Source organism: Streptomyces sp. BB1-1-1, assembly GCF_031597775.1.
Classification (GTDB): domain Bacteria; phylum Actinomycetota; class Actinomycetes; order Streptomycetales; family Streptomycetaceae; genus Streptomyces; species Streptomyces thinghirensis.
This window is the reverse complement of record NZ_CP134203.1, coordinates 5,508,574-5,528,763: the sequence shown is the minus strand read 5'-3', so window position 1 is coordinate 5,528,763 and position 20,190 is coordinate 5,508,574. Positions and strand designations below refer to the sequence as shown.

Below are 20,190 nucleotides of genomic sequence, written 5' to 3'. Positions count from 1 at the left end.
TCCCGAGGGGTGGGTCAGTTGGCCCAGGGCAGGGGCGTGGCGTCGGTGCCCCAGTACAGGGACTTCTGCCGCTGGTAGGCGCGGATCAGGTCGCGGCCCTTCTCGATGCCGAGCCCGGAGTCCTTCATCCCGCCGAAGGGAGTGGAGATGGAGAACTGCTTGTAGGTGTTGATCCAGACGGTGCCCGCCTCGATCCGCCGGCCCAGCCGCCAGGCGGCCCGCGCGTCGCGGGTCCAGATGCCGCAGGCGAGTCCGTAGACGGAGTCGTTGGCCTGGGCGACGAGTTCGTCCTCGTCGTCGTAGGGAAGCGCGACGAGCACCGGGCCGAAGATCTCCTCCTGACAGACGCGGGCCGAGTTCGGCAGGGAGTCGATGACGGTCGGCAGGTAGTAGGCGCCCTTCGCGTATCGCTCGCCCTCGGGTGCGGCGCCGCCGCACAGCACCCGGCCGCCCTCTTCCCGGGCGAGGTCGACGGCCGCGGCGACGGCGTCGCGGTGCGCGTGGTGCACGAGCGGCGCGACCTGTGTGTCGGGGGACGTTCCCGGACCGACCCGCAGCTTGCGGACCCGCTCGACGAGTTCGCCGACGAAGGAGTCGTGGCGCGAGGCGTGGACGAACAGCCGTGAACCGGCGATGCAGGACTGGCCACTGGAGGAGAAGATCCCGTACAGCACGCCGGCGAGGGCCTGTTCGGTGTCGGCGTCCTCGCGCACGATCGTCGGTGACTTCCCGCCCAGTTCGAGCGAGGCGGGGACGAGTTTGTCGGCGGCGGCGCGGGCGATGGCGCGCCCGGTGGTGGTGCCGCCGGTGAAGCCGATCCGGCCGACGAGCGGGTGTCTGACGATCGCGTCGCCCACGACGCGGCCCTTGCCCGGAAGCACCGCGAGCAGCGCGGTGGGCAACCGCTCCTCGGTGAGGACCTGGTGGACCAGGCGCCCGAAGGCGAGGGAGACCAGCGGGGTCCACTCGGCGGGCTTGAGCAGGACCGCGTTGCCGCCGCCCAGCGCGGGGGCGACCTTCTGCGCGTCGGAGGCGATCGGCGAGTTCCAGGGGTTGATCGCGCCGACGACGCCGATCGGCTCGTACGTGCTCATCGTGACGTACGGGCCGCGCGAGGGCGTGAGCGCGTCCTCGGCCGTCTCCAGTGCGGCGGCCGTGTACCGGAAGGTGCCGGCGGCGCTCAGCGCGAGGGCGCGGGTCTCGCCGAGGGTCTTGCCGGTGTCGGCGGTCTGGAGGACGGACAGTTGGTCGGCGTGGTCCTCGATCAGGTCGCCGATCCGGTACAGGACGCGGGCCCGCCGGTGGGGCGGGAGGTCCCGCCACTCGGGTGCGGCGGCGGCCTCGGCGGCGGCGCGCGCGGCCTCGTCCACGTCGTCCGGCGAGGCGGCGTGGACGGTGGTGATGACGTTGCCGTCGGCGGGGTCCACGGTCCGGATCGGCAGCCCGCCGCCGCGTCGCCAGTGCCCGGCGATGAGGATCTCGTCGGCTGGGATGCGCGGCATGGGGGCCTCCGGGAAGGGACGGTGCGGGAACTCGCGGACACGGCGGGGGCGTTGTCCGAGCCGCTGTGCCTAAGCACTGGAAATCTAAGGGCTTAACTAATTGGCCCGCAAGAGACCGGGGCCGATGAATTTTTTACGACGTCAGGAGTAAGGCTTGCCTAACCTCGGCGGACTACCGGTAGAACTTAAGCCCTGAGACATTCAGCGCCTACATAAGTGGGCGTGCGGCACCCTCCGCACGACCCGCCCGTCTCGTCCTCGCCGCACCTCTCCAGCCCTCATCGCCGCCCGGCACGCGGTCGCTCCGCCGTGCCGTACGGCCCGAACCCTCCCGTGCGGGCTCGCGCGTTTCTCGCCCTACGGGAACCGGAGACCACACTCATGACGATCGACGCAACCCGCGCCGGCACCGGCGGAAAGGGCGACTCCGCCGAGCTCGCGGCCGCCATCGGCGCCCGCTTCGAACGCCTGCCGCTGTGCCGCTGGCAGGTGATGGTCCGGCTCGTCGTCGGCGCCGTCACCTTCTTCGAGGCGTTCGACCAGCTCCTGATCGCGTACGCGCTCCCTGACCTGCGCGACGAGTGGAGCCTCGGCACCACGCAGGTCACCGCCCTGATGACCGTCGGCTCGATCGGCATGCTGATCGGCGCGCTGGCCTCGGGCCGACTCGCGGACCGGATCGGCCGGGTGAAGGTCATCGCCGGCTGCATCGCGCTGTCCGGCGTCTGCAACCTGGCCCTGACGCTCTGCACCTCCCCCGAGCCCTTCATGGCGATCCGCTTCGTCCAGGGCATGGCCATCGGTGGCGAGGTGCCGATCGCTGCCACGTTCATCGCGGAGATCACTCGCGCCCACCAGCGCGGCCGCTTCGTCCTCCTCTACGAACTGGTCTTCCCGGCCGGCCTGACCGCGGGCGCGCTGCTCGCCGCCTGGCTGGTGCCGGTACTCGGCTGGCGCTGGGTCTTCGCCCTGGCCGCCGTCCCCGGCCTGCTCTGCTTCGCCCTCGCCCGCTGGGTGCCGGAGTCCCCGCGCTGGCTCGCCGACCACGGCAGGCACGACGAGGCCCTGGCGACGATGGCCTCGATCGAGGAGAAGGTCGAGCGGATCACCGGCGCCCCGCTGCCCGATCCCGCCCCCGCGCGCCCCATCCCACCCGCACCGAACAAGAGCGGCCTGCGCGAACTGCTGAGTGGCCGGTACGGCAAGCGCACCCTGGTCATCGGCATCCTCTGGTTCACGGGCTACTTCGCCAACTACGGCATCACGTCCTGGCTGCCGACCATCTACGAGGACCACTTCGGCCTCGACCTGTCCACGGCGCTCCTCTACTCCACCGTGACGAGCTGCGCGGGTCTGGCCGGCTGTCTGATCGTCGCCCTCACCGTCGACCGCGTCGGCCGCCGCAACACGGTGATCTGGTGCCTGTCGGCGGCGGCACTGTGCCTGCTGCTCCTCGGCCTGACGGGCGGCGACTCGGCGACGGGCATCCTCGCCTGGACGTCCCTGGCCGCGGTCTTCCTCTTCGGCTCCAACATCTGCCTCTACCTGTACACGCCGGAGCTCTTCCCCACCCGGATCAGGGCGCTGGGCTCCAGCGTGGGCGGCGCGATGAACCGCCTGGGCGTCATCCTCGGCCCGATCGTCGTGGGCGCGATCTACGCGGGAGGCGCCATCGGCACGGTGTTCGTGACCCTGGCGGCCGTCGCCCTCGTCGGCTCGCTGTCGGCGGCGGCCGGGGCGGAGGAGACGAGCGGTCGGACGCTGGAGGACGTCGCGCCGTAGGGTGCCGTCACCGACGGCCGCGGGGGGTGGGTGGGCTCCCGCCATGACGTGAACACTCGCGGTGATTCTGTCCTCGGGCTGCTCATATGAGAGGTGGGTGAACAGTTTCAGCGGAAGTGTTCACGGTTGCAGGACGGTGAGTGTGAGCGGTGCGGGCCGCGAGCCGGTGGATCAGCCGACGGGCCGGTTCCGGATCGACGACCTCGATGTGGTCGCTGAACTGGAGCAGTTGCCGCACTCCGTCCAGTCCGCCGTACGCCACGGTGATCTCGACCCGCCCGTCGCCGCCCTGCCGGTCACTCACCGTCCGGAGCCGGGCACCCAGGATGCGGCGGGCCAGGTCGATGCTCCCGACGTCGACGCGCGCCGTCACGACGACGTCCTGTCTGCCCTCCAACACCTCGCCCAGCTCCCGCGCCGTGCCCACGAGGTCGGCGCCGGGCCGGAGCCGCCGGTCGGTGTCCAGCACCTTCCAGCCCCCCAGGCGGGTGAGGGCGAACATACGCGGACGCCCGTCACGATCACCCACGAGATACCACCGCCCGGCCCGCTCCACCAGCCCGTAGGGGTCGACGACGAAGTCCTCGGCGGCCGCCGCACCGCTGCGCCGGTAGCCGATCCGCAGCCGCCGCCCCGTACGCAGGTCCCGAACCAGCGCCGCGACGTCCGGCAGGGGCGCGGCCTCCCCGAACCAGGGCCGGTTGTCGATGGCGATCACCTCAGCCAGCGACAGCGGCAGGTCGTCCCGAGCGGGCGGCGGTGGCGACCGGCGCGGCGTGAGCTTGCGCAGCGCCGACCGGGCGGCCGCCTCGCCGCCCACCCGGCGGGCCCGGTCGGGATCGAGCCCGACGGCCCGCAGCAGATCCGCCTCACCGGTCGTCAGCTTCGACAGATCGACCTGGTCACCGGGCAGCAGACTGATCCCGCCGTACTTGCCCCGCTCGGTGAAGACGGGAATGCCCGCGTCGACCAGCGCCCGCACGTCACGCAGCACCGTTCTGGTCGAGACCCCCAGCTCGCCGGCCAGCGACTCGGCGGTGGTCCGCGGACGCGCCTGCAGCGCGGCGAGGAGCTCGATCAGACGTTGCGGTCGGCTCATGCGCTGGGCTTCCTCACCTGAATACGACAGACCGTGTCATGTTCTCAGGCGAGGCTGACACCGACGGCCGGAACCGGCCCACTCGGAAGGAGCCCGACACCCATGTCCACACCCAACCTCTTCCTCGTCTACGTCAACGACGTCGAGCGCGCGACCGCGTTCTACGCCGACCTGTTCGACATGAAGCCGATCATGGTCACGCCGCGCTACGTCCCGTTCGAGGTCGCGCCCGGAGTGGTCTTCGCGCTCTGGAGCGGCAAGTCGGACCAGGTCGCCCCGAACACGCCGCGCACCTCTGAGATCGGCCTGATGCTCCCGGGCCCCTCGTCCGCCATCGACGACGTCCACGCCGCGTGGACCGCCAAGGGCGCCACCGTGGTCGAGCCGCCGCACGACGAGGTCTTCGGCCGCACCTTCGCGGTCGCGGACCCGGACGGCAACCTGATCCGGGTCGCGCCCGTCGACTAGCCGGCGCGTCTCGCGGGCCCCGCGGCCGGGGCCGTACCCAGCTCGCACCACACGTACTTGCCCCGGTTGCCCTCGCGGGCCAGCGGCTGCCACCCCCACACGTCGGCACAGGCCAGGACCATCGCCAACCCTCGCCCGTCCTCCCGGTCCACGCCCCGGTCGAACGGCTGCGGCGGCTCGGGCGGTGACGGGTCCGCGTCCCAGGCCCCGATCCGCAACACGCCCGCCGCCCAGCGCACCCGCAGGGCGGCGGGCCCCTTGGTGTGCCGCACGGCGTTGGAGACCAACTCCGCCGCCAGCAGCTCAGCGACGTCGACCAGCCGGATCAGCCCGTGCATCGTCAGGATCAGCCGGAGGGTACGTCGGCAGACGGTGACGGCGCGGGGGTCGTTCGGGATGTAGAGGGAGTACTCCCACGGATCGTTTTCGGGCACGCGGACTCCTTCGAAGACGTGGAGGGGGATTGGGGTGCGGTGGCATTGCCGCAGCCGTCATGGCAGGACAGAGCGGCGCGCTTCCGACACCCATTGGTCACGAAGAGCTTTCGTCGCATCACCGACGGTAGACCTATCTTTTTAAGTCTTGCAAGCCGGTCACGTAATCTGGCCCCGAACGAGGCGCACACAGTGGCGCGTTGATGAGGAGCTGAGATGGCACTGAGGCGTGATCCGACGGCACGTCAACTGCGCTTGGCGGTCGAGTTGCGCCGACTCCGAGACGCAGCCGGCCTCCCGGCACGTGAGGCGGCGGCGTTGCTGGGCGTGAGCCCCGCTCAGATCAGCCAGATCGAAGCGGGACTGGCCGGCGTGAGCGAGAAGCGCCTGCGCCGCCTTGCGGGCCATTACGTATGCACGGACGAGGCACTGATCGGCTCTCTGGTCGCCATGGCGACCGACCGGACGCGCGGCTGGTGGGAGCAGTACCGCGGAGTGCTGCCCACGCCCTTCCTCGACCTCGCCGAGTTGGAGCATCACGCGGTCTCACTGAGTGAGGTTCAGTTCCTGTACATCCCCGGCCCTCTCCAGACGGAGGACTACGCTCGCGCCGTCTACTCCTACAGGGTCCCCGAACTTCCCCGCGAAGAAGTCGAGTTGCGCGTCCGGCATCGCATGCAACGCAAGGTGATCCTCGAACGCCCCGACCCCACTCCCTACCGGGCCGTCATCCACGAAGCGGCCCTGCGCGTCATGGTCGGCAACCGCGCTGCCGCACGCGCCCAACTCACCCGTCTCGCCGAGCTGTCCGAAGAAGAGCACATCAGCGTGCGGGTCATCCCCTTCGAACTGGAAGGGTTCGCCGGCGCCGGGAGCGCCATGACCTACGCGGAGGGCGCCGTCCCCAAGCTGGACACCGTGGTCCGCGACGCACCCCACGGCGCCGCCTTCATCGACTCGGAAGCACAGCTCAGTGCCTTTCGAACGCTATTCCGTAAAGTGGAGGCCGCATCGATCGACCCCGAACATTCGCGCGACTTCGTTCACAAGCTGGCGAAAGGGCTGTGAGGCACCCCGTGGAGAGCACCCTCGGCAAATGGCGGAAGTCCAGCTACTCGGGCCCCGGCGACGGTGACTCCTGCGTGGAAATCGCGAGCGAGCCAGACCGGGTGGCGATACGCGACTCCAAGGACCGCACCTACGGCGCCCTCACCTTCCCCGCCCCCGCCTTCACCGCATTCCTCGACACCCTCAAGGCCGAGCGATGACGGCGCCCGCCGACTGGCACAGGTCCTCCTATTCCGGCAGCGGCGACGGCAACGCCTGCGTAGAGGTCGCCCACCGCCACCCCCACATAGCCGTCCGCGACTCCAAGGCCCCGGACCGGGCCACGCTCACCTTCGCCGCCCCCGCCTTCACGACCTTCCTCCGCACCCTGCGAACCACCACCGGGGAATAACCGGAGACACCCTCCTGTTACGCCGCGCAGCGACCCGCGCGATTGTCACGACACAGGAGGCACCCCACCATGGCCGCAGACGCCGCAGAGGAGATCCGGGGCACGGCCCACGGCACCGCACCCGTCCCCCTCTCCGTACTGGACCTGGTGACCGTCGGCGCCGGCCGGACGGCCACCGACGCCCTGCGGACCAGCGTGGACATCGCACGCCTCGCGGAGAACCGCGGCTTCCACCGGTACTGGGTCGCCGAGCACCACTCGATGCCCGGCGTCGCCTCCTCCTCCCCCGCGGTGATCCTCGCCCACCTGGCCGCCCACACCGACCGCGTGCGGCTCGGCTCGGGCGGCGTCATGCTGCCCAACCACGCGCCGCTCGTCATCGCGGAGCAGTTCGGCACCCTGGAAGCCATGGCCCCCGGCCGCGTCGACCTCGGCCTCGGCCGCGCCCCCGGCACGGACGGGGCCACCGCCGCCGCCCTGCGCCGCACCGACCGGCTCAACGAGGGCGCCGACGACTTCCCGCAGCAGCTCGCGGAGCTGATCCGGTTCCTGGACGACGACTTCCCCGACGGGCACCCGTACCGCAGGATCCACGCCGTGCCGGGCCCCGTGCAGGCGACCTCGCCCGGCGGCGTCCAGTCCCCGCACCGGCCGCCGGTCTGGCTGCTCGGCTCCTCCGGTTTCAGCGCCCGGCTGGCCGGCACTCTCGGGCTGCCCTTCGCCTTCGCGCACCACTTCTCGGCGCAGAACACCGTCCCGGCGCTGGACCTGTACCGGGAGTCCTTCCGGCCGTCCGCCGTCCTCGACGCCCCCTACGCCCTGATCGGCGTCTCCGCGCTCGCGACCGACGACGAGAAGGAGGCCCGCCGGCAGGTGCTGGCCGCCGCGCTGAACATGGTCCGGCTGCGCACCGGGCGCCCCGGGCTGGTGCCGACGCCGGAAGAGGCCGAGGCGTACGACTTCAGCCCGATGGAGGAGGAGTTCGTGGCGTCCTGGAACTCCAACGTCATCCACGGCACCGCCGACGAGGTCCGGTCCGGCCTCGACGATCTCCAGAAGCGCACCGGCGCCGACGAGCTGATGCTCACCGCCAACGCCCACGGCGGCGACGTACGGCTGCGCTCCTACGAGCTGATCGCCGACGCCTACGGGTTGCCGACGCCTGCCTGAACCCCGGCCGCTCCGGGCCCGGCGGGGCCCAGCAGCGCGGAGATACGATCCGGCGCCACCGGTCGGGAGTACAGCCAGCCCTGACCGGTGTCGCAGCCGATGCGGCGCAGCCGGGTCGCCTGGTCGGACGTCTCCACGCACTCGGCGGTGACGGTGAGGCCCAGCCGGTGGGCGAGCTGGACCATCGCCTCGACGATGACCTCGTCGGCCGGGTTCGCCCCGGACGCGTCCACCCCGGCACCCGCGTCGACCTTGTCGTACTGGAAGCCCCGTACGAAGGCGCCGTCCAGCTTCAGGACCGAGACGGGCAGCCGGCTCAGGTAGGCCAGGTTCGAGTAGCCGGTGCCGAAGTCGTCGATGGCGATGTGGACGCCCATGTCGCTGAGCGCCTTGAGGGCCTGGAGGGGGCGGCCCGCCGAGCCCATCACCGCCGACTCGGTCAGTTCCAGCTGGAGCAGGTGCGGGGCGAGGCCGGTCTCCTCCAGAGTGGCCGCGACGTCCGCGACCAGGTCGGAGTCCCAGACCTGGCGGACCGCCACGTTGACGCTGACGAAGATCGGCGGGTCGTCCGGGTGGGCCAGCTGCCAGCGGCGGGCCTGGTGGCAGGCCGTGCGCAGGATCCAGCGGCCGAGGGGAACGATCGAACCGTCCTCCTCCGCCAGTGCGATGAACCGATTCGGCGCCAGTACGCCGAACTGAGGATGATTCCAGCGGATGAGCGCCTCGACGCCCCGCACCCGGCCGTCCTCCATGCCGACCAGCGGCTGGTACTCCAGGGCGAACTCGCCGCGCTCGATGGCGGGGCGGAGCGTGGCGGCGAGGGCCTGGCGGGTCATGCGGTTGGCGTTGCGCTCGGGGTCGAAGAGCGTCCAGCGGGCCCGGCCGTCGGCCTTGGCCCAGTAGAGGGTGGTGTCGGCGGCCTGCATCAGGGCGGTGGGGGTGGTGCCGGCGGTGTGGCGTTCGACGACGCCGACCGACGCGGTGACCGAGAGGCGGCGGTCGCACAGCTCGAAGGGCGCCTGGAGCGCCGTGAGGACCGATTCGGCCAGGTCGGCGAGCTGGTCGGTGCCGGTGGAGTCCTCCACGAGCAGGGCGAACTCGTCGCCGCCGAGCCGGGCCACCAGCGGGGCGCCGGACCGCGCGTGGGCGGCCTCCTCCGCGCAGCGTGTGAGGCGTTCGGCGACGGCGGCCAGCAGCCGGTCGCCGACGCGGTGGCCGAGGGTGTCGTTGACGGCCTTGAAGCCGTCCAGGTCCAGGTAGCACACGCCGATCCGGCCGGTGCCGCCGTGCTCGTACGACTCCGCCTCCAGCGCGGCCGTCAGGCGCTCGAAGAACAGCGCGCGGTTGGGCAGCCGGGTCACCGGGTCGTGCATCTGGAGGTGGCGCAGCCGGGCCTGGAGTTCGCGCCGGGCGCTGATGTCGGCGACCGACAGCAGCAGGCCGCCCGGCACCTGGCCCGGCTCGGCCAGGGGCGCGACCGTCACCTGCACCCACAGGGAGTGCCCGTCGGCTCCCTTGAGGCGCCGGGTGCAGCGCAGCCGGGGCTGCCGGCCCCGCAGCACCTCGCGGTACGCGTGCCAGGTCCCGGCGTCGGAGACGAGGTCGACGAGGTCGGCGGCCGCGCAGCCGGCCAGCGCGGCCGGGTCGGTGCCGAGCAGGGTGCCCAGCGTGTCGTTGGCGCTGACGACCAGGCCCTCGGCGTCGACGACGGCCATGGCGAGGGGGGCGGCCGCGAACGCCGAGTGGTAGGTCGGGGGCCCCGTACACGGCGTACGAGGAGCCAGGTAGTTGTCACTCTCTGTGACGGCTGACCGGTCGAGGTCTGCCGCGGGCGCCGGCCCTTCGGAGGTTCCGTTCACCGCTCGCTCCCGCAGTGCCTCGATCTCTGTTCGTGCTCTGTTCGTGCAGGAAAGTGTGCCGATCATAGAGGCTGCCACCGAGCCCTTCCAGCCGCCGTCCCGCGGTCCGGACCGAGTGACCCCTCTGCCAGATCGTTTCTGCCCACACCTGGACGGGTTCTACATGCCCCCGACCAGTTGTGACGTTCCGTGAGTGTCCTCGGGGTGTCGACCAGAGGGCCTCCCGTGAAATCACCGGCGGCTCACCCATCCGGTGCAGGCGAACAGGGCGTAATACGACAATCATGCACAAGCTGGGTGCGGTGTCCCGTCAACCGCACCCGGAGGTCCATGTGCCGCGCCAGCTCCCTCTGAGGCGACTTCCCCGGGAGACCCTCAAGGGGCTCGGCGCGGTCCGCCGGGCGGCGGGGGCGCCCCGGTCCAGACTGCGCAGTACGGCGGCGGTGTGCACCACGATGTCGGCACTCGCCGCCACCTCCCTGATCACCGCCCCCTCGGTCGCCGAGCCCTTCTCCCCCGAGCCCTGTGCGCTCCAGCGCACCGACGTGCACCACTCCGAGGGCCTGGACACCTGGAACGCCGCCTACCCGCGGCCCGCCCGCGCCCTGGACGCGGTGATGGTGTTCCTGTCCTTCCCCGACTCCCAGCCGCTGACCGCGCCCGCCGAACTCGCCGCCGACCACTTCCCGGCCACCACGCGCTTCTTCCAGCGCGCCTCCTACGGCACGTTCACGCTCCGCCCGCACCCGCTGCCGAGCTGGATCTCCATGCCACGGCCGTCGACGGCGTACGACATACAGCGTGACTGGAGCCCCGAGCACCGGGCCGCCTACCTGCGCGACGCGATGGACGCCGCCGACCGGCACGTCGACTTCTCCCGCTACGACATCGTCTACTTCGTCGCGGACCCGGACGCGCCCGGCGTGGACTCCGACGCGACGAAGGTCGTCAACCTGGACACCCCGATGCGGGCCGACGGCACCGACATCCGGCGGGTCGTCACGGTCTTCGAGAACCATCCGCCGGACCGGCTGGTGCTGGCCCACGAGACCGGGCACGTCTTCGACCTGCCCGACCTGTATCACCGGCCCGTCGACGGCAAGGGCGACTGGGACACCCACGTCGGCGACTGGGACCTGATGGGCAGCCAGTTCGGGCTCGCTCCGGATCTCTTCGGCTGGCACAAGTGGAAGCTGGGCTGGCTGGAGCCCCGGCAGGTGGCGTGCGTGCGGGGCAGCGGGCCCACCCGGCTGACGCTGGAGCCGCTGGGGGCCGGGCCGGGAGTGGTGGTGGCCGGCGCCGCCGGGACGCCGGCCTTCGGCCTCGGGCGCGGTACGAAGCTGGCCGTGGTGCGCACGGGTGCGGACAGCGTGCTCGCCTTCGAGGCGCGGGGGCCGGTCGGCAACGACGTCGCCGCCTGCCGGGCGGGGGTGCTGGTGTACCGGGTGCGGAGCGGCGCGGAGTCCGGGGGCGGGCCGATCGAGGTGATCGACGCCCATCCGGACACCGAGGCCTGCTGGGAGGACTCGGTCTACCCACCGCTCGCCGACGCTCCGGTGAGTCTCGGCGAGAGTTTCACGGTGCCGGAGGAGGGCGTACGGGTGGAGGTGGAGGGGCGGACGGTGTCGGGGGCGTGGACGGTACAGGTCACGCCGGGGTGAGCGGTCTGCCGGGGCACGATGGCCGAGGGGGGTGCGGGTGGCGGAGCCCCCGCCACGCGCGGCGAAGCCGCGCGGGAACAACGATGGCGAGGCCGGTTCGCGCTTCCGCGAACATGCCTCGCCATCGACAACGTGCGCCGCCAGGGACTCGAACCCCGGACCCGCTGATTAAGAGTCAGCTGCTCTAACCAACTGAGCTAGCGGCGCCTGCTGACGTCGTAGACCTTAGCATCCTGGTCGGCGGGAGGAAAAATCGAAATCCGCACCGCCGCGCGGGCCGCCCGTACGGCCGCCCAGAGCAGGATCTCGGGGCCCGGCAGCCACGGCAGGCGCGTGTCCGGCGCCACCAGCCAGCGGGAACCGGAACGCGCGGGTCCGCCCACGGGGGCCGGCACCGTCACCGCGTCCCCGGCGCCGTGGCACAGCAGCGGGGGCACCTCGCCCGTACGGCCGCCCGCCCGGCCACGCGCGCCCCACTCCTCCCACTCCAGCAGCGACGGCAGCCGCTGGGCCGTGCCCGGCGCGGCGAACAGCAGCATCCGTCCCCGGAACTCGGCCACCGGGCCGGACCCCGGCCCCTCGCCCCACAGCCGGTCCAGCATCCGGCGCCCGAAGATCGCGGGGGCGGTCACCACGTCGAAGACGGAACCGCAGGGCAGGACGACGGGGGCCTGGGGCCGCTCCTCCCAGAAGGCGAGCGTGCTGCGCGGGTAGGGGCCCGCCGAGGCCAGCCAGGCGGCACCGTCGGAGGTGGCGTCCGAGACGTGGGACGTGGCGTCGAGGATGACATCGCGTGTGCTGCTCATGACGCATACATCTACCGGGCGTGAGGGGACCGCTCCGCTGGGTTGCGGGAAACCGGGACAGGAGAGAAGGGAAGGGAGTATCTTGCCCACTCGCCTGGCATATGCGGACCAGCTGGTCGGGCTGGCGCCGGTCGGGCTAGTCGGGGTGCACGCCGCCCTCGCCGCCGCGCATCAGGTCGCGCCCGAACTCCACCATCTTCTTGGCGTAGTCCTCGGTCCACTCGGCCCGCTCGGCGATGTCCGCTGTCGTCAGCCGGTCGAAGCGGCGCGGATCGGCGAGCTGCGCCGCCGCCATCGCCTGGAACTCCATCGCCCGGTCCGCCGCCGCGCGGAAGGCCTGCGTCAGCTCGGTCGCCCGGTCGAGCAGTGCCCGGGGGTCGTCGATCGACTCGAGGTCGAAGAAGTGCTCGGGGTCGGCGGACGCCTCCGCCGGCTCGAAGAGCAGGGGCGCGGGGCGTAGCCGCGGTTCGTTCCGACGCGGCGTGGGCTCCGCCATGTCTTCTCCTCCTCGTACGTACGGCGGCCCTCCCCCGCGGGCGGGGGCACTCCCGGTGGAGTGGGCCACCGTCCATTGTCCCGCGCCCACGCAAGAGGGCGAGGCCGTGCCGGTACGCGCATACCGGACACTCCCCGCCCACTCCCGCGCGACCGGGCCGCCCGCTACCCGGCGTAGGTCTCGAACTCGGCGACCTTCGGCGTGCCACTGGAGCCGGTGATCTCGAAGGTGACCTTCTTCAGCGAGGTCGCGGCGAAGTCGATGACGCCCGCTCCGCTGCCGGAGGCCAGGACGGAGCCCGTGTCGTGGTTGACCACCCGCCAGGACCCGATGGCGCCCTCGGAACCCGACGCCTCCCGGATGACGACCTTGGAGACCGTGGTGGCGGAGCCCCACTTCACGGAGACGGAACCGGTCGAGCCGGACGGGGACCAGTAGGTGCCCATGTCGCCGTCGCGGACGTTGCCGTAGCTCGTTCCGTCGGCCTTGGAGGAGCCGTCGGAGCCCGCCCCGATGCTGAGGTTGGTGCCGGTGGGCGGGTCAGTGGGGTCGGGGTCGGTCGGGTCCGGGTCCGGGTCGGTGGGGCCGGGGTCGGTCGGACCCGGGTCGGTCGGGTCCGGGTTCTGCGGCGTACAGCTGCCGTCCGAGACCTTCAGCCCCTTGCCGGCGCCCGCCGTCTGGCTCACGACGCCCGGCACGCAGTCGGCCGCGTCGAGGCTGTAGGAGTACGGGATGCTGACGCTGGTGTTGGACTGCGGGTCCGGCCCGGCGGGGTTGTTGTCGCCCTCGCGCTCGGACCAGGTGACGTTGTCGAAGATGTTGCCGCTGACCTGCCAGGAGCCGGCCTGGTCGGTGTAGAAGGTGCCGAGGACGTCCTTGGAGTCCTCGAAGTAGTTGTTGTCCACCTTGGCCTTGGCACCGGCCCGGGAGTTGATGCCGGACTCGTTGAGGCTCACGTAGTGGTTGTTGTAGATGTGCGCCGTGCCGCCGCGCAGCAGGGGCGCGCGGGAGTCGATGTTCTCGTACTTGTTGTGGTGGAAGGTGACGTAGCCGTTGGAGCGGTCGCTCTCGCTGGAGCCGATCAGGCCGCCGCGGCCGGAGTTGCGCAGGACGCTGTAGGACAGGGTCACGTACTGGGTGTTGTCCTTCATGTCGAAGAGACCGTCGTAGCCCTCCGACTCCCCGCCCGACGCCTCCAGGGTGGTGTGGTCGACCCAGACGTTGCGGACGTCGCTCTCCATCCCGATGGCGTCGCCGCCGTTGGACGTGGGCGAGCCCGACTTCTTGACGTTCCGGACCGTCACGTTCTGGATGATGATGTTGCTGGACTCCCGGATGTGGATGCCCAGTTGGTCGAAGACGGCGCCGCCGCCGACCCCGACGATCGTGACGTTGCTGATCTGCTTCAGCTCGATCTTGTCCGCGGCGGTGCTGCAGCTGTCACCCGACACCTTGGTGGTGTTGCCGTGGTTGATGGTGCCCTCGACCTCGATGGTGATCGGGGTGCTGCTGCTGGCCCGGCCGCACAGGGCCTGGTGGATCGCGGTTCCGGTGGTGGCCCGGACCGTCTGTCCGCCCGCACCACCGGTCGTGCCGCCGTTCTGGGTCGCGTAGCCGGTGGCGCCACTGGCCGCTGCCGCCGCCTCGGGCATCGACAGCACCACACCGGTCGCGGCGGCGACAGCCAATGTGGCCAGCGCCGCGTGGAGTCGCAGCGTGACTGGTCGTCTCATCCTCGGTCTCCCCATTCGCCTTCACATGACGGAACGAGCATCCTGTCGTGATCATGTCAACACGACAGTCGGGAAAGCGCTTTCCCGCCGTGAGAATAGGGGCGCCTTCAGGGGCTGGCAAGAGATTGGACACGTTCAGGAAGTGGACCAGCGTCCAGGTAGGTGAACCGGGCTTCTTCTGCGCCATGGAGCCGATGTGCACCCCGAGCAGAGCTGCGGTACGATCATCCTGCCAGCTCGCGGGGCTCAACCCCCAACGGTCGGCAGTGCGTTGGTGGTCCAAGGAAAGACGCCCCACTTCCCGTGGGGAAATGCAGGTGCAAGGCCTGCCCAGCGCTCCGGTCGAAGAACCCCGGCCCGCCTCGGCGGACCGGGGTTCTTTCTTGTCGGTTCGCGTCCGGGTCAGCCGAGCTTGGCGGCCTGCGCGTCGATCACGGCGGTCGGCTGCTCGAACGCCTCGCCCCGGCTGATCGCCGCGATGTTGAAGGACGAGAACCCGGCGAGCGTGGTGCCCTGCCGGAAGACGACCACCTTCGTCTCGACGGCTTCGCCGTCCGTCTTCGTCCCCACCGTCCAGGCCACGGCGTCGTCGCCGACGGCGGCGAGCTTCTCCTCAGTGACCTTGGTGACCTGCTGCTTCTCCCCGTCGATGGTCATGGCGAAGCCCCCGGCGCACTTCTCGCCGGACTGCCGCAGCGTGCCGAGGGTGCGCTCCGCGCCGTCGGCGTCGTAGGACCAGAGGGAGGTCATCGTCTTGGTGATGTCGAGGGAGTCGATGGTCGCCTCCTTCGCCTCCTCCTCCGTCATGTCCGCGAGCTCCTCCATCGAGGGCATGCCCTTCTTGGCCGCCGCGGACTCCTGGACGGCGAGCCGCTGGGCGCTCGCCGCCGGATCGCCCGCCGGCAGGGCGGACAGCACCCGGGCGACGGGCTCGCACTCGGCCCGCTCGACGGAGAGGGCCTCGGCCTCGAAGACGTCGTCCTTCCCCGGCTTCTGGACCTTGTGGTCCTTGAGGTCGTCCGTGGTGACGACCAGCTTCTCCAGTTCGGCGGCGGTCAGCGCCTTCGCCGCCGGCTTGTCGGACCCGCCGCCGCCCTTCGCCTTGGCGTCGCCGCCGTCTCCACCGTCCTGGTCACCACTGCCGCAGGCGGTGACCGCCAGGGCGAGGGTGACCGCGGAGGCGGTCAGGACGGTGCGGCGGACAGTGGTGCGCATGGTGCTCTCCCTGGGATCAAGCGCCCCGCGCCCAGGTACAGCGCGGGGTCGACAAGATCAAGACCCACGCGACCGGCTCGGGGTTGTACCCACCCCACCAGGCATGCTCCTGCCGGAACTCCGCTCAGTCCCCGAAGATCGCCGGAGCGCCGACCTCCGCCGACCTCCGCCGGCCTCCGGCGACCTCCGGCGGCCCCGCACGGCCCACCCGGTTCAGGCCTGCACCACCGGCTCGCGGATGAACAGCGCTCCCAGTTCGGGTGCGTTGACCCGGCGGTCCGCCAGGCGCAGGCCCTCCCAGACGGTGACCTGGTTGGCGGTGAGGACCGGCTTGCCCAGTTCCTTCTCCAGGGCCGGGATGTGCGCCGCCGTGTGCAGGGCGGTGTCCGGGAGGAGGACCGCCTCCGCGTCCGGATGGTCGGCGGCGCGGGCCAGGGCCAGTACCTCCGACTCGGTCCAGGTGCCGACCTCCGCGGCCGTGATGATGCCGGAGCTGACGACGCCGACCGTCTCGATGCCGGCGGCGCGCAGGAACTCCGCGAAGAGCCGCGCGACGTCATCCGGGTAGGTCGCCCCGATCGCGACCCGGCGCGCCCCGATCTCCTTCGCCGCGTGCACGAAGGCGAAGGAGGTGGAGGAGGCCGGGAGGCCCGCCGCCTGGGCCAGGGCGCGCACCTGTTCCTGGGCGCCCTCCCAGCCGTGCACGAAGCTTCCGCTGGTGCAGGCCCACACCACGGCGTCGGCGCCGGCGAGCCGCAGCTCCTCCACACCCGCCGCGAGCCGCTGCGCCGAGCCCATCTCCAGCAGCGCGTCGACCCGGTGCGCGTCCTCGCCGATGTCCGTGTGCACCAGGTCCACCCGGATGTCGCTGCCCAGGAGCTGCTCGATGCGTGGATAGTCGTCCTCGCCGGAGTGGCCCGGGTACAGGAATCCCAGTGCTGTCATGTCCACCCTTCCTGCTGCTGTTCCGTGTCCGGAGCGTCACCGACGCCCGGCATGTCCGCGACCGCGGGGCCGACCGGACCCGCCACCGCCGGACCCACCGGCCCCGGCACCGTGGGGCCGACGCGCGCGGACGGATCGGTCAGCGCCTGATACGGCCCCACCGCAGGGGTACCCAATCGGCGCAGTGCCGCCCACATCGTCACTTGGTTGGCCGAGATCACCGGGATCCGCAGCTCGGCCTCCAGCTGCGGGATGACGTCGTAGGTGGGGAGGTTGGTGCAGGAGATGAACAGCGCGTCCGCCGACCCCGGACTGGGTACCGCCTGGCGTGCCATGTCGGCCACGTCGCGGTACGGGACCTTCCAGATGTGCCGGGTCAGGCCCATGAAGGCGCAGCCGGTGACGGTCACGCCGGCCTCGGCGACGTACGCCTCCAGCGATCGGGTCACGGAGACGGTGTACGGGGTCACCAGCGCGACCCGGCGTACGCCCAGTTCGGCCAGCGCGTCCAGCAGCGCGCCGGAGGTGGTCACGGACGGGACGGCGCCCGCCCAGGTCATCGCCTCGCACATCGCGCGTTCCCCGGCGATGCCGCCGACGAAGCTGCCCGAGGTGCAGGCGTAGGCGATGACCTCGGGCGCGATGGCGTTCAGGGTGCGCACGGCCTCACCGAGCGTCTCGTGTTCGCTGACCATCCGGGCGAGGTCCAGACTGACCTCGACCGGTACAAAAGGGGTTCGCGTCATGTGCAGCGACACGTCGTCGGGCACCCAACGCCACAGCTCGCGATCGAGCGCGAAGTCGAACGGGGCGACCACGCCGACCCCGCGTTGCGGAGCTGGTCCGCCGAGAAAGGAGATGTCCATGGCACGCACCGGCCTCACACTGAGAAAGGGGAGGACAACGCACCGTTACGCACGGCCGTGTTGACGAAGGTAGGTTCCGGTGCGAGCGTGGTCAATCCGCCCGCGTCACTCCCAGGTCAACAGCCGGTTAACTTCCCCGTCAACTCCTGAATCGCACCCGCTTCCGCCGACCGGAGACAGACCTGCCGATGACCACGTCCACGCCCACGCCTACGCCCCCGCCCACGCTCCTCGTCCTGGACGCCGAGCCGCTCCCCCGTCTGGGCCGGCTGACCGGCCGGGCCCGGATCGAGCACGCCGACGAGAAGAGTCTCGCCGAGCGGCTGCCGCACGCGGACGTCCTGCTCGTGTGGGACTTCGCCTCGCACGCCGTACGGAAGGCGTGGCCGGGTGACGGTCCCCGGCCGCGCTGGGTGCACACGGCGAGCGCCGGCGTGGACCATCTGATGTGCCCGGAGCTGGCCGCGTCGGACACGGTGGTGACCAACGCGCGCGGTGTCTTCGACCAGCCGATCGCCGAGTACGTCGCCGCGCTCGTCCTGGCGATGGCGAAGGACCTGCCCACGACACTGCGGTTGCAGGGCGAGCGGACCTGGCGGCACCGCGAGTCGATGCGGGTGGCCGGAACTCGCGCCTGCGTGGTCGGCTCCGGGCCGATCGGGCGGGCGATCGCGCAGACCCTCAAGGCGCTGGGGATCACGACCGCGCTGGTCGGCCGGACCGCCCGCACCGGCGTCCACGGGCCCGGCGAGCTGGACCGGCTGCTGGCCCGCGCCGACTGGGTGGTGGCGGCGGCGCCGCTCACCGACGACACGCGCGGCATGTTCGACGCCCGGCGGTTCGGGGTGATGCAGCCCTCCGCCCGGTTCGTGAACGTGGGGCGGGGTCAGCTGGTCGTCGAGGACGATCTCGCCGAGGCGCTGACCAGGCGCTGGATCGCGGGCGCCGCCCTGGACGTGCTGAGCCACGAGCCCCTCGCGCCCGACAGCCCGCTGTGGCGGGTCCCGGATCTGATCATCTCGCCGCACATGAGCGGGGACACGATCGGGTGGCGGGACGAATTGGGAGCGCAGTTCGTGGAGTTGTACGAGAGCTGGGCGGCCGGCGAGCCGCTGGCGAACGTGGTCGACAAGAAGCGCGGATACGTGCCCGGACACTGACGTCCCACATACGCGGGAGGGTGCTGCATGACCGACCTCACCGAGCTGACCGCTGTACAGCTCGTCGACGGTTACCGCAAGGGCGACTTCAGCCCCGTGGAGGTGACCCGGGCCGCCCTGGAGCGGGCCGAGCGGATCCAGCCGGAGCTGAACGCGTTCGTCCGGCTGACCGGCGAGGAGGCGCTCGACCAGGCGCGGCGGTCCGAGGAGCGGTGGCGGCGCGGCGAGCCGGGCGGTCGGCTGGACGGGGTGCCGGTCACGGTCAAGGACATCCTCCTGATGCGCGGTCACCCGACCCTGCGCGGCTCCCGCGCCGTCTCGCCGGACGGGCCCTGGGACGAGGACGCGCCCTCGGTGGCCCGGCTGCGCGAGCACGGCGCCGTGTTCCTCGGCAAGACGACGACGCCCGAGTACGGCTGGAAGGGCGTCACGGACTCGCCGCTGTCCGGCGTCACCCGCAACCCGCACGATCCGACCCGCACCGCGGGCGGCTCCAGCGGGGGCGCGGCGGCGGCCGTCGCGCGCGGAGCGGGGCCGCTGGCGCTGGGCACGGACGGCGGCGGCAGCGTGCGCATCCCGGCGTCCTTCTGCGGCATCTTCGGCCTGAAACCGACGTACGGCAGGGTGCCGCTCTACCCGGCGAGCGCGTTCGGCACGCTCGCGCACGTCGGCCCGATGACCCGGGACGCGGCGGACGCGGCGCTGATGCTGGACGTCATCGGCACCCCGGACGCCCGGGACTGGTCGGCGCTGGGCCCGGCGCCCGGGTCGTACACGGAGGCGCTGTCCGGCGGGGTGCGGGGGCTGCGGGTGGCGTACTCGCCCTCGCTGGGCGGACAGGTGGCGGTGCGCCCGGCGGTGGCGACGGCGGTCCGGCGGGCGGTGGAGCGGCTGGCGGAGCTGGGCGCGTACGTGACGGAGGCCGACCCGGACTTCGCGGACCCGGTGGACGCCTTCCACGCGCTGTGGTTCAGCGGGGCGGCGCGCGTGGTGCAGCACCTCCGGGCGGGGCAGCGGGAGCTGCTCGACCCCGGGCTGCGGGAGATCGTCGGCGCGGGGGCGCGGTACTCGGCACTGGAGTACCTGGCCGCGGTGGATGTGCGGATGGAACTGGGCCGGCGGATGGGCCGCTTCCACGACGCGTACGACCTGCTCGTCACGCCGACGCTGCCGATCACGGCGTTCGAGGCGGGGGTCGAGGTGCCGAAGGGGTCGGGGCTTCGGCGGTGGACGGGGTGGACGCCGTTCACCTACCCGTTCAATTTGACCCAGCAGCCGGCGGCGACGGTGCCGGTGGGGGTCGACGGGGACGGGCTGCCCGTCGGGCTTCAGCTTGTCGCGGCGCGGCATCGGGATGATCTGGTGTTGCGGGCGGCGCATGCGCTGTACGGGGCGGGGGCGGGTAGTCCTGCGTCGGCCGAGTAGTGGCCGACGTGCGGGTGGGCGCCGGGTGGGTGGCGCTGCCCGGCGCTAACGGGGGTGCCGCTGCGCCCACCCGTGCCGCCCCTGGGGGTACCTCCCAGGCCGTTCAGGCA

Annotated in this window: 19 protein-coding genes and 1 tRNA gene; 9 read left to right on the top strand and 11 right to left on the bottom strand. The window is 71.8% G+C overall.

Translation table 11 applies throughout. From position 1 onward, the window contains the following. Nucleotides 1–14: 14 nt before the first annotated feature. On the bottom strand, nt 15–1,502 hold the full coding sequence (locus RI578_RS25380) for an aldehyde dehydrogenase family protein (protein ID WP_310873226.1): 1,488 nt from the start codon (nt 1,500–1,502) through the stop codon (nt 15–17). A 381-nt stretch (nt 1,503–1,883) separates the two neighbouring features. Here RI578_RS25380 and RI578_RS25375 point away from each other — a divergent pair, with 381 nt between their 5' ends. Continuing rightward, nucleotides 1,884–3,284 (top strand): MFS transporter, encoded by a 1,401-nt coding sequence (locus RI578_RS25375; RefSeq protein WP_310873225.1) that lies wholly within the window; start codon nt 1,884–1,886, stop codon nt 3,282–3,284. Between the two features lie 82 nt (nt 3,285–3,366). Here the strand turns inward: RI578_RS25375 and RI578_RS25370 are convergent, their stop codons facing one another. Further along, nucleotides 3,367–4,383, bottom strand: a complete 1,017-nt coding sequence (locus RI578_RS25370; protein ID WP_310873224.1) for a WYL domain-containing protein — start codon at nt 4,381–4,383, stop codon at nt 3,367–3,369. Nucleotides 4,384–4,485: 102 nt separating this feature from the next. Between RI578_RS25370 and RI578_RS25365 the strand changes: the two genes are divergently transcribed. Further along, nucleotides 4,486–4,851: a VOC family protein gene (locus tag RI578_RS25365; protein ID WP_310873223.1), complete on the top strand. Its 366-nt coding sequence runs from the start codon at nt 4,486–4,488 to the stop codon at nt 4,849–4,851. Here the strand turns inward: RI578_RS25365 and RI578_RS25360 are convergent. Beyond that, nucleotides 4,848–5,285: an ATP-binding protein gene (locus RI578_RS25360; protein WP_310873222.1), complete on the bottom strand. Its 438-nt coding sequence runs from the start codon at nt 5,283–5,285 to the stop codon at nt 4,848–4,850. The genes RI578_RS25365 and RI578_RS25360 overlap by 4 nt on opposite strands. A gap of 216 nt (nt 5,286–5,501) precedes the next feature. Here RI578_RS25360 and RI578_RS25355 point away from each other — a divergent pair, with 216 nt between their 5' ends. The 4 genes from RI578_RS25355 (at nt 5,502) to RI578_RS25340 (ending at nt 7,914) form a co-directional block, all read left to right on the top strand. Further along, on the top strand, nt 5,502–6,353 hold the full coding sequence (locus RI578_RS25355; RefSeq protein ID WP_310873221.1) for a helix-turn-helix transcriptional regulator: 852 nt from the start codon (nt 5,502–5,504) through the stop codon (nt 6,351–6,353). 8 nt (nt 6,354–6,361) lie between these two features. Further along, nucleotides 6,362–6,553 (top strand): DUF397 domain-containing protein, encoded by a 192-nt coding sequence (locus RI578_RS25350; protein ID WP_310873220.1) that lies wholly within the window; start codon nt 6,362–6,364, stop codon nt 6,551–6,553. Continuing rightward, nucleotides 6,550–6,744, top strand: coding sequence for a DUF397 domain-containing protein (locus RI578_RS25345; protein WP_310873219.1), 195 nt, complete (start codon nt 6,550–6,552; stop codon nt 6,742–6,744). Before RI578_RS25350 ends, RI578_RS25345 begins: the two co-directional genes overlap by 4 nt. A gap of 69 nt (nt 6,745–6,813) precedes the next feature. Then, nucleotides 6,814–7,914 carry an LLM class flavin-dependent oxidoreductase gene (locus tag RI578_RS25340; RefSeq protein WP_310873218.1) on the top strand — a complete coding sequence of 367 codons (1,101 nt, stop codon included), beginning with the start codon at nt 6,814–6,816 and terminating at the stop codon, nt 7,912–7,914. Here RI578_RS25340 and RI578_RS25335 read toward each other — a convergent pair. Then, complete coding sequence (locus RI578_RS25335; protein WP_310873217.1) at nt 7,890–9,773, bottom strand: EAL domain-containing protein; 1,884 nt, start codon at nt 9,771–9,773, stop codon at nt 7,890–7,892. The genes RI578_RS25340 and RI578_RS25335 overlap by 25 nt on opposite strands. A 284-nt stretch (nt 9,774–10,057) precedes the next feature. Between RI578_RS25335 and RI578_RS25330 the strand changes: the two genes are divergently transcribed. Continuing rightward, nucleotides 10,058–11,434, top strand: a complete 1,377-nt coding sequence (locus tag RI578_RS25330; protein WP_310873216.1) for a M6 family metalloprotease domain-containing protein — start codon at nt 10,058–10,060, stop codon at nt 11,432–11,434. Between the two features lie 133 nt (nt 11,435–11,567). Here the strand turns inward: RI578_RS25330 and RI578_RS25325 are convergent. From RI578_RS25325 to RI578_RS25295, 7 genes are all read right to left on the bottom strand, one after another. Beyond that, nucleotides 11,568–11,641, bottom strand: a tRNA-Lys gene (locus tag RI578_RS25325). After that, entirely contained in the window at nt 11,632–12,240 is a 609-nt protein-coding gene (locus RI578_RS25320; protein WP_310873215.1) for a bifunctional DNA primase/polymerase, read from the bottom strand. Before RI578_RS25320 ends, RI578_RS25325 begins: the two co-directional genes overlap by 10 nt. 136 nt (nt 12,241–12,376) lie before the next feature. Beyond that, nucleotides 12,377–12,736 (bottom strand): hypothetical protein, encoded by a 360-nt coding sequence (locus RI578_RS25315; RefSeq protein ID WP_310873214.1) that lies wholly within the window; start codon nt 12,734–12,736, stop codon nt 12,377–12,379. A 164-nt stretch (nt 12,737–12,900) separates the two neighbouring features. After that, nucleotides 12,901–14,469 carry a polysaccharide lyase family 1 protein gene (locus RI578_RS25310; RefSeq protein ID WP_310873213.1) on the bottom strand — a complete coding sequence of 523 codons (1,569 nt, stop codon included), beginning with the start codon at nt 14,467–14,469 and terminating at the stop codon, nt 12,901–12,903. Nucleotides 14,470–14,871: 402 nt separating this feature from the next. Then, nucleotides 14,872–15,684, bottom strand: a complete 813-nt coding sequence (locus RI578_RS25305) for a hypothetical protein (RefSeq protein ID WP_310873212.1) — start codon at nt 15,682–15,684, stop codon at nt 14,872–14,874. 213 nt (nt 15,685–15,897) lie between these two features. Next, entirely contained in the window at nt 15,898–16,629 is a 732-nt protein-coding gene (locus RI578_RS25300; protein WP_310873211.1) for an aspartate/glutamate racemase family protein, read from the bottom strand. Beyond that, nucleotides 16,626–17,495 (bottom strand): aspartate/glutamate racemase family protein, encoded by an 870-nt coding sequence (locus tag RI578_RS25295; protein WP_310873210.1) that lies wholly within the window; start codon nt 17,493–17,495, stop codon nt 16,626–16,628. Before RI578_RS25295 ends, RI578_RS25300 begins: the two co-directional genes overlap by 4 nt. A 188-nt stretch (nt 17,496–17,683) precedes the next feature. Here RI578_RS25295 and RI578_RS25290 point away from each other — a divergent pair, with 188 nt between their 5' ends. Together RI578_RS25290 and RI578_RS25285 are read left to right on the top strand one after the other, a co-directional pair. Further along, nucleotides 17,684–18,655 carry a D-2-hydroxyacid dehydrogenase gene (locus RI578_RS25290; protein ID WP_310873209.1) on the top strand — a complete coding sequence of 324 codons (972 nt, stop codon included), beginning with the start codon at nt 17,684–17,686 and terminating at the stop codon, nt 18,653–18,655. A gap of 27 nt (nt 18,656–18,682) precedes the next feature. Further along, the gene (locus RI578_RS25285; protein WP_310873208.1) at nt 18,683–20,080 is read left to right on the top strand and encodes an amidase; all 1,398 of its coding nucleotides are present in this window, start codon (nt 18,683–18,685) and stop codon (nt 20,078–20,080) included. The last annotated feature ends 110 nt before the right edge of the window (nt 20,081–20,190 follow it).